This is a genomic window from Streptomyces sp. NPDC058877 (assembly GCF_042742855.1).
Taxonomy (GTDB): domain Bacteria; phylum Actinomycetota; class Actinomycetes; order Streptomycetales; family Streptomycetaceae; genus Streptomyces.
In genome coordinates this window covers 17,776-28,781 of the sequence record NZ_JBHYMF010000090.1, presented here as the reverse complement: position 1 = coordinate 28,781, position 11,006 = coordinate 17,776, and the positions used below count along the sequence as shown (strand labels likewise).

General features: G+C 68.1%; 9 protein-coding genes and 3 pseudogenes. 6 read left to right on the top strand and 6 right to left on the bottom strand.

Features of this window, described 5'->3' with window-relative positions; genetic code table 11:
* The 4 genes and pseudogenes from ACFW2Y_RS21220 to ACFW2Y_RS21205 form a co-directional block, all read left to right on the top strand.
* A partial coding sequence (locus ACFW2Y_RS21220) for an RHS repeat-associated core domain-containing protein (protein WP_384881310.1) occupies positions 1-4,785 on the top strand: 4,785 nt, incomplete at its 5' end.
* Positions 4,786-4,842: 57 nt separating this feature from the next.
* Entirely contained in the window at positions 4,843-5,373 is a 531-nt protein-coding gene (locus ACFW2Y_RS21215; protein ID WP_384881308.1) for a hypothetical protein, read from the top strand.
* 66 nt (positions 5,374-5,439) lie between these two features.
* Positions 5,440-5,821, top strand: a pseudogene (locus ACFW2Y_RS21210) (RHS repeat-associated core domain-containing protein); the annotation flags it as partial.
* On the top strand, positions 5,801-5,998 hold the full coding sequence (locus ACFW2Y_RS21205) for a hypothetical protein (RefSeq protein ID WP_384881316.1): 198 nt from the start codon (positions 5,801-5,803) through the stop codon (positions 5,996-5,998). The pseudogene ACFW2Y_RS21210 and the gene ACFW2Y_RS21205, both read left to right, overlap by 21 nt.
* Here ACFW2Y_RS21205 and ACFW2Y_RS21200 read toward each other — a convergent pair.
* The 3 genes and pseudogenes from ACFW2Y_RS21200 to ACFW2Y_RS21190 all read right to left on the bottom strand — a co-directional run.
* Positions 5,976-6,284, bottom strand: coding sequence for an alpha-hydroxy-acid oxidizing protein (locus ACFW2Y_RS21200; RefSeq protein WP_384881313.1), 309 nt, complete (start codon positions 6,282-6,284; stop codon positions 5,976-5,978). The two genes, ACFW2Y_RS21205 and ACFW2Y_RS21200, sit on opposite strands and share 23 nt — an antisense overlap.
* 154 nt (positions 6,285-6,438) lie before the next feature.
* A complete protein-coding gene (locus tag ACFW2Y_RS21195) occupies positions 6,439-7,536 on the bottom strand; it encodes a hypothetical protein (RefSeq protein ID WP_384881305.1) in 1,098 nt (365 codons plus the stop codon).
* A 190-nt stretch (positions 7,537-7,726) separates the two neighbouring features.
* Positions 7,727-8,059 (bottom strand): annotated as a pseudogene (locus tag ACFW2Y_RS21190) (transposase family protein); the annotation flags it as partial.
* A 354-nt stretch (positions 8,060-8,413) separates the two neighbouring features.
* Between ACFW2Y_RS21190 and ACFW2Y_RS21185 the strand changes: the two are divergent.
* Complete coding sequence (locus ACFW2Y_RS21185) at positions 8,414-8,905, top strand: TnsA-like heteromeric transposase endonuclease subunit (RefSeq protein ID WP_384881303.1); 492 nt, start codon at positions 8,414-8,416, stop codon at positions 8,903-8,905.
* Between the two features lie 11 nt (positions 8,906-8,916).
* Positions 8,917-9,697 (top strand): annotated as a pseudogene (locus tag ACFW2Y_RS21180) (IS256 family transposase); the annotation flags it as partial.
* Between the two features lie 343 nt (positions 9,698-10,040).
* On the opposite strand, the gene ACFW2Y_RS21175 reads toward ACFW2Y_RS21180, so the two are convergent.
* From ACFW2Y_RS21175 to ACFW2Y_RS21165, 3 genes are read right to left on the bottom strand one after another with little or no spacing between them, the layout of a single operon-like run.
* Entirely contained in the window at positions 10,041-10,319 is a 279-nt protein-coding gene (locus tag ACFW2Y_RS21175) for a hypothetical protein (RefSeq protein ID WP_384881301.1), read from the bottom strand.
* A gap of 52 nt (positions 10,320-10,371) precedes the next feature.
* A complete protein-coding gene (locus ACFW2Y_RS21170; RefSeq protein WP_384881299.1) occupies positions 10,372-10,563 on the bottom strand; it encodes a hypothetical protein in 192 nt (63 codons plus the stop codon).
* The gene (locus tag ACFW2Y_RS21165; protein ID WP_384881296.1) at positions 10,554-10,817 is read right to left on the bottom strand and encodes a hypothetical protein; all 264 of its coding nucleotides are present in this window, start codon (positions 10,815-10,817) and stop codon (positions 10,554-10,556) included. The genes ACFW2Y_RS21170 and ACFW2Y_RS21165 overlap by 10 nt, the downstream gene beginning before the upstream one ends.
* Positions 10,818-11,006 lie beyond the last annotated feature (189 nt).

The window sequence follows — 11,006 nt, the reverse complement described above, 5'->3', positions numbered from 1 at the left end:
CAGGAAGCCGGCCCGCCGTTCTTCTCCTACAACGGCGCCTACGTGGTCAACACGGTGACACCGACCCTGCGTGACACCTTCGTCGACCCCAACGGTGACAAGATCCAGGGCGCGTACCAGATCTACGACACCGCCACGAGCACCCAGGTCGGCGCCGTCCTGCGCTCAGCGTTCGTGCCCTCGGGCCAGCCCGCCCCGGTCGTCGTACCGGCCGGCGTGCTGACGAACGGCAAGACGTACCAGTTCCGCAGCAGCCCGTACGACGGAACCCACTACAACCTCGGCTGGTCGGCGTGGAAGACCTTCACGGTCGACACCACGGCGCCCTCCGCGCCGACGGCGGTCACGTCGGCGGACTACCCGTCCTCGGCGTGGGTCAAGGGCGCCGGGCAGGCGGGCACGTTCACCGTCACCCCGAACGGCACTGATCACAACTGGCTGGAGTGGTCGCTGGACGGCGACACCTGGACCAAGGTCGCCACCGGCGGTTCCACCGCGGCCAAGGCATTCTCCGTCACGCCCAGCGAGAACGGCAGCCACGCGCTCCAAGTACGGCAGGTCGACAAGGCCGACAACAAGTCCGAGTCGATCGAGTACGTCTTCCACGCCGGCCCCGGCGGCTTCCTCCAGCCGGCCGACGGTGAGCGCACCGCGCGCCGCCTGCCGCTGGTCACCGAGGCCGATGCCACGAAGTACGACAAGGTGTCGTTCTCGTGGCGACGTGCCGAGGCCGACGCCTGGACACCGATCCCGCCGGCACACGTGACCTCGGACGGCACCGCTCTCACCGCCTGGCCCTTCCCGCTGGTCGACGGCAAGAACGCCCCGTTGGTCTGGAACGCGACCGACACTGTCGATCCCGACGGCAGCATCCAGATCCAGGCGACCTACACGGGCCCGAACGGAGCGACGGGAGCCAGTGAACCTCTCCCTGCGGTCGTGGACCGCAACGCCTCCGGCGCTGCTGACGAGCAGATCGGCCCCGGCTCGCTGAACCTCCTGACCGGCGACTACTCGCTGTCCTCCGGCGATGTCTCGGCGTTCGACCTGAGCGTGACCCGCTCCGTCTCCTCCCGCGCGCCCGGCCAGGGTGGAGCGCAGGAGGGGCAGGCCCCGATCTTCGGCAAGGAGTGGGTCGCGGGCGTCGCCGCCGATGCGGAGACGTCGTACGCCCATGTCCGCCGCGTCTCGGACACCGCTGTCGCGGTCGTGAACGATGACGGCTCCGAGGTCCACTTCACGGCGAACGCGACGCGGAACGGCTGGATACCCGAGCCCGGTTCCGAGCGGCTGACCCTCATCGGCAGCGTCACCGGCTCCTTCACCCTCTCCGACACCGACGGTACGGTGACGACGTTCACCAAGCCGGACCCCGCCGTCCCAACCTGGCAGGTCTCCACCACTCTGCAGAACGGCCTCACGAACTCTACGTCTACCGTGGTCTCCCAGGTCGTGACAGTGGACGGTAAGAAGGTGGCCCGGCCGCAGCGCGCCATCGGCGCGACCTCGGCCGCCAACGGTGCCACCTGCGCCGCGACCCCCTCCACAAAGGGCTGCCGGAGCCTGGAGTACGTCTACGCCACCGCGACCACGGCCACCGACACCACCCCCGGTGACTACGCAGGCCAGGTGAAGCAGCTCCGGCTGTGGGCCACCGAGCCCGGTGCCGCCTCCGCCACGGCCAAGACCGTCCAGGCATACGCCTACGACTCCTCCGGGCGCCTGCGTGAGGCGTGGAACCCTCTGATTACCCCGGCGCTCAAGACCGTCTACGGTTACGACGCCGCAGGCCGTGTCACCAGCCTCACCCCACCGGGGGAGCTGCCGTGGACGTTCACGTACGGCAAGGCCGGACAGGCCGCGACCGCTGGTGACGGCATGCTGCTCAAGGTGTCCCGCCCGGCGTTGAAGCAGGGCACGCCGGGCACGCTGGAGGGAACCGCGACGTCGAGCATCGTTTACGGCGTGCCGCTCACCGGGTCCACGGCGCCGTACCAGATGGGCGCGACGCAGACGCGGACCTGGGGTCAGCAGGAATCCCCGACGGACGCCACGGCGGTCTTCCCGGCCGACGCGGTGCCCGCAGCGCACGACGGATCCGCCCTTACCGCCACCGACTACCGTCGGGCGGGCATTCACTATCTGGGCGTGTCCGGGCAGCTGGCCAACACCGTGACCCCGGGTGGCCACGTCACCACCACCGAGTACGACCGCTTCGGCAACATCGTCCGTGAGCTGACGGCGTCCAACCGCGCGGTCGCACTCGGACTCACGGCCGCGGACCGCGCCGTCCAACAGGACCTCGGCATCGCGGCACTCGCATCCGCCGAGCGGGCGGGGCTGCTGTCCAGCCGTACGCTGTACAGCGACAACGGCCTGCGGGAGCTGGAGTCGTGGGGCCCGCTGCGCCGGATCGACCTCACCGCGGACCTGAAGGAGGGCACGACAACACTCGTCGCCGCCGGCACGTCGGTCCCAGCCCAGGACTGGACGGTGAAGGAGTACGACGAGGGGCGTCCCACCGACGGCTCCGCCACGGTTCGCGACCGGGTCACCCTGGAGATCAGGGGCGCACGCCTGCGCGGCTACGACTCCGTCATGGGCGAGAAGCGGGTGGACGAGACTCAGTACGACTGGGCCAAGGGTCTGAGGACTTTGTTCATCCAGGACTCCGACGGGCTGAACATCACCAGCAGCTGGGGCTACGACGCCGAAGGACGCGTTGTCTCCTCCGTCCTCCCGGGCGGTAGCGGAAACGACGCCGCGAGCAAGGTCAACGCCTACTGGGCGGCCGACGGTACCGGCTCCTGCAAGGGCCGTCCCGAGTGGGCGGACCTGCTCTGCTGGTCGGGTCCGGCCGGTGCGATCGCCAACGCGGGTACCCAGCCCTCCGAGCTGATCGACACCACCTCCGAGTACGACTGGTGGGGCAATCCCGCCCGGGCGATCGAGACCGCGAACGGTGTCACCCGTACTACGACCGTCACTTATGACGCCGCGGGCCGCCAGACCAAGGAGGCCGTCACCGGCGGTCTCGGCCAGGCGGTGCCAGACATGATCACCGAGTACGACCCGGCCACCGGCCGTGTGACCCGGACGACAACTCCGGCCGGTGGAACCGTCACCCGCGCCTACGACGAGCTGGGTCGGACGATCTCGTATACCGACGCCGACGGCGGAACCACCACCACCGCCTACGACCTGGTGGGCCGGACCGCCTCAGTGTCTGATTCCGCTCCCTCGACGGTGACATACGTCTACGACACCACGACGGAACCGCGGGGTCTGGTCACTTCGATGACGGACTCGGTGGCGGGCACGTTCACCGCCACGTACGGACCGGACGGCTCGGTCACGGTCGAGCGGCTGCCCGGCGGCTACTCCGTGCGGCAGGACACCGACCCGGCTGGCAACGCGACGGGCCGTATCTACACTCGTGACAGCGACGGCACCACGGTCTACTCCGACTCCGTGACCGTTTCCGTCCACGGCCAGAACATGACCCACTCGGGCTGGTCCGACCAGGCATACCGGTATGACGCGGCCGGACGGCTCACCTCCGTCGAGGACACGTCCGACACGGTCTGCACCCGGCGAACGTACGCCTTCGACAAGCGCAGCAACCGCACCGGTGTCACCACAGCCGCCGGAGCCCCCGGCACGGACTGCCCTGCCGCCGGCGGCACCACCAAGACGTACACGTACGACAGTGCCGACCGGCTCGTCGACTCCGGATACGCCTACGACGCCCTCGGTCGCACCACCTCCGTCCCGGGACACGGCACCTTCGGCTACTACGCCAACGATCGCGTCCACCAGCAGACGGCCAGCGGCCAGCGGCAGACCTTCCAGCTCGACGCCACTCGCCGGATCCGCTCCTGGACGGTCGACAAGGACAACGCCGGTACCTGGATCAGGACCGGCAGCAAGGTCAACCACTACAGTGCCGACGGGGACGCGCCCCGCTGGATCACCGAGGACACCGGCACAGGCAAGCTGACGCGTAACGTGGCGTCCGCCTCGACGGGCCTCGTCGCGACAACGAGCGGCACGGGCGAGGTCGTCCTGCAGCTGTCCAACCTCCACGGGGACATCGCCCTGGCGCTGCCCCTGGACACCGCTGTCGCGCCCACTGCCCTCGACAACGACGAGTACGGCAATCCGCGCATCGGCGGTACGGCCGCCCGATACGGCTGGACGGGCGCGCATCTGCGGTCCAAGGAGACGCTGAGCGGCGTCCTCCTGATGGGCATGCGGCTGTACAACCCGCAGACAGGGCGCTTCCTGTCGGCCGACCCGATGAACGGCGGCAGCTGCAACGCCTACGACTACGCGTGCGCCGACCCTCAGAACAAGGAGGACCTCGACGGCACCCGGCTCAAGGAACGCGTTCAGTCGAAGTGCCGCCAGGATGTGTGCGTCCGCATCCGGCGCATCTGCGACAGCAGCTGGCGTTGCTCGCTGAACTGGGACTTCCATTTCCGCAAGTCCTGGGGGACCGCCTGGATCCACAGCGGATTCAAGTGGTACATCCACATCCGCGGACAGTACGTCACGTCGGACAAGTACCGCCACGGTGAGCTCGGGAGCTACAACTTCCACGGCGCCTGGTACTCGAATAACTACTCCAAGGGCCGCGGTTGGTACAAGTGCTATTTCTGGAACTGCCGCCTCGACCCCGGTGACTCCGTGATGTTTTCCGCCTACGGAACGGCGACCTGGCGTGGACGCCAGTACGCTTGGAGTGTCGGACAGAACTTCGGCGGCGGAGGCCGCTACTCCTGATGAACCGTGAGTCCCGGCCGGCGGCCCACGCCGGCCGGGACGCTTTCGTGGAGCGACATGTCTTCAGAAACCTCTCTGGCAGCGGACGACCCGGCGTTCCGGGCCTGGCTCCGCTCGCTCGCCGACGACCTCGGTATCGACCTGGAGGACCACCTCGGTTCGCCGGAACTTCTCGACTTCCTCTGGACGACCTTCACGCACAATGGCTCCATGCATCCCGCCCGCTTCGCCCCTCTCCTTGGTGCGTACCGGCAGGAGCACGCCAAGCGGACTGTCGCCGCGCTACTCGCCGAGGTCCACCACGACACCGGCCGTACCCTCGACGTACCAGTGCTCTACGAACCCCCTAGCGAGCGCGAACTGACCGGCCATCTCGCCGTCGGGCACGAAAGGGTGCGGGGCGTCGACCCGGTCGACATCACGGTCGAGGCGGCAGAGGGAGTGCAGTGCTTCCTCGCCGACACGGATCGGCTCATCTGGCCGCTCTGCCCCGACCACCACGTCGCCCCTCACCCGGCACGCACCTCCGCTGGAGGGGCCTGGGTCTGCTCCGTCACCTCTCACCTGGTGGGGACCCTTCCGGTCTGACTTCGCCCGGGTACGGCCCGAGGCGGACAGGGCGACAGGGCGACAGGGCGACAGGCGAACGGTGCCGGCGCGCTGACGCGCATGGTCACCGGCCTCGACGGCCGACTGGCCGCCACCACGGCCAAGACTGGCAGCACGGTCCTGCAGCTCACCAACGTTCACGGTGACGTCAGCCTGCTCCTCCCGCTGGCCGCCGGTGTCGCGCCCACGGTGCTCGACGCCGACGAGTACGGCAACCCCCGGGCCGGTCAGGCAGACGTCCGCTACGACTGGCTCGGCGCCCACCAGCGGTCTGGTGAGACTGTGACCGGACTCACCCTCATGGGTGTCAGGCTGTACAACTCGGCCACAGGACGTTTCCTGTCGATCGATCCTGTCAGCGGGTAGCTGCAACAACTACGAATACGTGTGCGGTGACCCCGTCAACATGCTCGACCTCGACGGACGCATGGGCGTGGCAGCTCTTGTTGCCTCCGCTGGACTCGGAGTGAGCCTCGGCACGGTGCTGGCCGTCCTCACCACAGCCGCCATCGTGGCCATCATTGACGTCATCTGGCGGAAGGGGAAGGCATGGGCCATCCGCCAGGTCAAGATCCTCTGGGCTAAGCTTGACTCTGACGCGTAAATAACAGCAGGTCAGGGTGGGTGTGGGCATGGCTGGGTGCCCGGTGGTCGCGGAGGACCCGGTAGTTCAGACCCCATCGCGCGAAGGCGTCCTCGTTGGCCGCCACGGTTCGCTCCCATCCGGCACCGCCCGCGATGTAGTCGAAACGGGGCCGCGGCAGCGCCGCGCGCGCCGCGTCCTCCAGACCCCGAACAGTGAAGGGGAAGGGACTCCCGCCCGCGGCGAAGACCTGACTCTGGTAGCCACCTGCACACGGCAATCGGGTACTCCTGTACGTGAAACGCACCCCGCCGGCCAACGGGCACGGCCTGTGGTGCACAGAGAACGGCAGCCGTCGGCGGATGGCCGAAACCAAGGGTCCCGATGATCCGCCGACGGCTGCCCGTGGCACGGGCGGCCCTGCTGCGGAGGGGCCGCCGATCAGTTCGTCGCTGTGGCTGTCAGCCGGTGGCGGGTGGGTAGACGCTGTCGACGGTGTCCTGGTCGGTGGTGGTCTGCCACTCCATGACCTTGCTGCCGTCGGTGCGTTCCAGGACGTAGCGGTCGGCGCGGAACCAGATGCTCTGGGCCAGCCGCTTGCCGTTGGCGGGGTAGGAGCGCTCGACGGTGACGGTGGTGCTGCTGGCCTGGGTGGTCTCGGTGGCGACCTTGGTGCGCAGCTGGTAGCTGACGGTGGTGCTCAGGGAGGCGGAGAAGCCCTTGTACTCCATCGAGGTCGTGGCGGTGACGGAGATGCCGGTGGTGGTCTCCACTTCGCGGGCGTTGGTGGTGGACATGCCCACGGTGGTGCTCTGGGATTCGGTCTTGGCGATCTGGCCGCTGTGGTCGTAGTAGTAGACGACCTTGTAGAAGCCGTACCGCTTGAGGAGGTAGTAGGGGCTCTCCTGGGCCTTGCGGGCCTGGCCCAGGGCGGCGTCAGTGACCAGCGGGGAGGGCAGGATCGTGGTGCCGATCAGGACCTCGGGGGTCGCGTCGGGGTTGGGCCGGGTGTAGGCGGTCGGGGCCGGCACAGGGCTGGCGCCGTAGTTGGTGGGGCCGACCTCGGCCTTGATGATCCGGTCGTAGCTGGCCTCGCGCTCCAGCTCCCAGATCTGGGAGTCCCCGTCCGCGCCGGAGACCCGGTAGTACTTGTTGACCTGGCCGTTGCCGTTGCCGAAGCCGTCGGGCGTGAGGAACAGGCCGCCGTTCTTGTTGCTGAGCGTGTACCCGGTCCCCTCCGGGCGCAGGATCCAGATCTGGCTGTTGCGGACGGTGGTGTTCGCGGTGTTCTGCGGGTTGTCCAGGTTCACCCGCACCGCGCCGCTGGAGTAGTTGTCCGCGGTCAGGATCGTCCCGCCGACCTTCTGCTCGATCAGGTACTCGCCGTTGTCCAGGCTCAGCACGTTCCACGTCTGCGACAGCCGGCCCTGGCCACTCGCGACCGACGGGTAGATCGTCGCGTAGGTGCTCGCGCTGAAGTCGGCGCTGGTCAGGTAGAGGCCCGTGCGCTTGTTCTTCAACCGGTAGGAGTAGCCCACTTCCGGATTCACCGCAGGCATCGACAATTCCCCTCCTCGTGCAACATGTCGCTGAGAAACTACACACCGTGCGCGGCTGGCAACAGACGGCAGTTTCCGGCCGCAGGAGGAAATCGAGCTCTTGACGGGATCCGGCATGGTGGACCGATCCGTCCTGCGGTGACCGGGCGGACGAGCAGTTCCTGGGCAGTCGGTCGAGGGGATCCCGCTGTCACCTGTTGACCTCGAGGTTCGTCAGGACGAGCAGGGCTCGCAGGAGCTGGGTGGCTCGGGCGGGGTCGGTGCGGAGCTTGGTGAGGATCCGCCAGTTCTTCAGGTGGGCGAAGCCGCGCTCGACCGGCGCTCGTCCCACGGCGAGGACGCGATTGGCGTCCTTCTCGCCTGGGGTGCGGCTGGCGGCGTAGCCGGTGACGATCACGGGGTCGAGGATGCCGTTGTCCAGGCCGCGGGAGCCGGGGTCGGCCAAGGCTCCGAGGCCGGCGGCGCGCGGGTGGGCCAGGATGTGGTCGTGGCGGGCGGCGGTGTTGTCGTGGGTGCGGCCGGGCCGGGCGGCGGAGTCTTTCTGCTCTGGTTTCTCCGCAGCCCTCGCATGGGCCTACGCCGACGGAGACCACGGCCGACACGCACTCCAGCGCGCGTACAACGTCACTTTCGGATGGGGCGACGGGTTCTGAGTAGGGGTGTGGGAGGGCCGCGTGAACGAGCAGGCTCCCCGAACGGCGACCTGAACCGAGGCGGCCAGGTCTTCCTGTGAGAACTGGCGAACCATGAACCGCTCGTCCCGGTGAATCTGGCGAAGGTGGCGAGCAAGGTGGTTCGTAGCTTGCCACCGTGGAGGTATGGGTGCGGTTCTGAGATCGGTGACCGGGGGCGTCCCTTCTCCGGCGCTGGGTTCGAGGTGGCATACATCGACCGGGACGGTGGTGAACACCGCGTAGACCTGTGCGACGCGGCGGCGGTTCCGTTCGAGGGCTGCCGCCCGGTGAGGTCGTTCCCGTCGTGGAAGGGCCAGCGCAACTATCCGGGATTGTGGTGGGCGGCCACACTCGGCCGGCACGTCGGGTACGAGTCCTGGCTGGAACGGGATCACGCGATGCTGTTGGACTTCGACCAGCAGGTCACAGCATTCGCGTCGCAGCCGATGTGGCTGTTCTGGACATCCGGCGGGCGCCGCCGCTCGCACGCTCCGGACTGGTTCGCGCGAAAGGCGGACGGTACCGGGCTGGTCGTGGACTGTCGGCCTCTGAACCGGATCAAGCCACGGGACGCGGAGGCGTTCGCCGCGACTGGGTGGCGTCCCACGACGTGGTGTAACAGCGATCTCTGCATGGTCCCTGGTCATGGGGCAGCCATCGCGCAACTCTCCGAGTGGCGAAGCTCGTTGACGTGAGAGGTGACGTGATGGCCTTGTCCCAGCATGACTTGCTCCGCCTGATGGAGTCACTGCGTACGGCGAACGGAATCGAGTTGATCAGGGTCCTGGCCCAGCGGATCCTGAAGGAACTCATCGAGGCCGAAGCCACGGCCCACATCGGTGCGGAACCCGGGGAGCACCCCGAGACGCGCACGACGATGCGCAACGGGCACCGGGCGAAGCTGCTGACCACACAGGCCGGACCTGGACCTGGCGATCCCCAAGGTCCGCACCGGGTCGTTCTTCCCCAGCCTGCTGGAACGCCGACGGCGCATGGACGAGGCCCTCTACGCGGTCGTCATGGAGGCATACGTGCAGGGAGTGTCCACCTGCAGCGCGGACGACCTGGTCAAAGCCCTCGGCGGCGACACCGAAATCCCCACGAGCGAGGTCTCCAGAATCTGCGGCGACCTCGACGTCGAACTGAACGCGTTCCGCACACGGCCCCCGGACCTCACCCGCTTCCCCTACACCTACCTCGACGCCACCTACTGCAAGGCCCAGGTGAACCACCAGATCGTCTCGCAGGCCGTGGTCACCGCCATCGCCATCGCCATCACGCAGGACGGCGGACGCGAGGTCCTCGGGCTGATGGTCGGCGACAGCGAGAGTGAGATGTTCTGAAGTGGGTTCCTGCGCTCGCTGTGCGAGCGGGGCCTGACTGGGGTCCGCCTGGTCATCGGCGATCACCACTCCGGTCTGGTCAAGGCGGTCCGCAAGGTCATGCTCGGCGCCGCCTACCAGTGCTGTCGCGTTCATTGGAGCCGTAAGGAACCAACCTGTCGGTGTGTCGTCTTCGCTTCGTGCGGCGGCGAGGAGATCTGAGGTGGATCGGTAACGGATGGCCGCCGGAGGAGGAGCGAGCCCGCCTTCCACGAGCAAGGGTCGGATCTCGCGGATGACGTTGCCGATCAAGGACCTGCAGGTCCCGGATCGGCGGGACCGCGTCAAGTAGCGGTGGGAGCCGGGGGACGTCGCGTCGCATACGCAGGTGCGTCGCCTCACGAGAGCAGTGTCGTGCGGCGGGCGCACCGTGACGCGGGCAAACGACGGAGCTCGTGTCCTGGAGAAGCCCCGGGGCGGAGCACCGGGGCTTCACTGTCATGTGATGTCATGACATGTAGGTGTGGATCGGCCAGAACTGCGGGGGCGAGAGCGGGCCCGGCATGCCGGCGGCCTGGAGAGCGGGGGCAAGACGCTCCTTGGCAAATCGCTTCGCCTCCTCCTCCGACTCCCAGATCTCGATGACCCGCCAGCCACCGGTGGGGCTCGGTCCCGCGGCGTGGAAGATGCCGCCGGCGGGCTTGTCCTGCAGGCCCAGCTGCTCCCGGACCTTGTCGTAGATCTCCTGTGAACCATGGGGGTTGTCCACAAGCATGGCGATCACCATTACTGCCTCCTCTTACGCTTGACTCTTGTGCGGTCGGTCGTTTTCCGTGTGGTCATGCGGCTTGAGGGCAGAGCGGGACGCAGATCTCCATCCGCAGCCCTTCCAGGAAGGCGTCGGGCTGTTCGAAGGCGGGGTCGTCGGCGGCGTTCTCGATCACGTGCAGCGGCCATCCGCGGCGGGCGCTCGCGGCCTCGGCCACCTTCAACCCGACCTGAAGGTCGTGCCTTCCGTAGATCAGGGCCATGGATACGGGATGCGGGCCAGGTAGGCCGCCGGGATCGGGGCCATCGCGAACACGGGCATGAGGCCGCGCAGAGCGGCCTTCTGATCGTGCGTACGGGCGCCGCCGGGCATGTGCGCCTCCAGCAGCTCCATCTGCTTACCCAGCTGTCGGCGCAGCGCGCCCAGGTCGGTCATGCAGGCGTCCGTGGATTTATGGGCTTTGGCCCACCGCCGTCCGGCGAAGTCCGCCTGGCCACGCTCAAGGTCGCCAGTCACGGCGACCGTCCTCCCAGGCCTGCTCCATAAGCACCTCCCGAGGAACACCTCAATCTTATGGGAGGCAGGGGAGAGGCTCCATTCGGACTCTTCGCGTGCCAGCGGGATCAGTCCGGCCGCAGCACCCCTTCCGGGGCGTACCGGTGGCCGGCTCCAGTAGCGCGTACTTGTCCCTCGCTTGGCTTCCCC

Excerpts from the sequence above, each read along its gene's own strand:
- ACFW2Y_RS21215 (WP_384881308.1), top strand. The coding sequence starts at position 4,843 with ATGTCTTCAGAAACCTCTCTGGCAGCGGACGACCCGGCGTTCCGGGCC.
- ACFW2Y_RS21205 (WP_384881316.1), top strand. The coding sequence starts at position 5,801 with ATGCTCGACCTCGACGGACGCATGGGCGTGGCAGCTCTTGTTGCCTCC.
- ACFW2Y_RS21195 (WP_384881305.1), bottom strand. The coding sequence starts at position 7,536 with ATGCCTGCGGTGAATCCGGAAGTGGGCTACTCCTACCGGTTGAAGAAC.
- ACFW2Y_RS21175 (WP_384881301.1), bottom strand. The coding sequence starts at position 10,319 with ATGGTGATCGCCATGCTTGTGGACAACCCCCATGGTTCACAGGAGATC.
- ACFW2Y_RS21170 (WP_384881299.1), bottom strand. The coding sequence starts at position 10,563 with ATGGCCCTGATCTACGGAAGGCACGACCTTCAGGTCGGGTTGAAGGTG.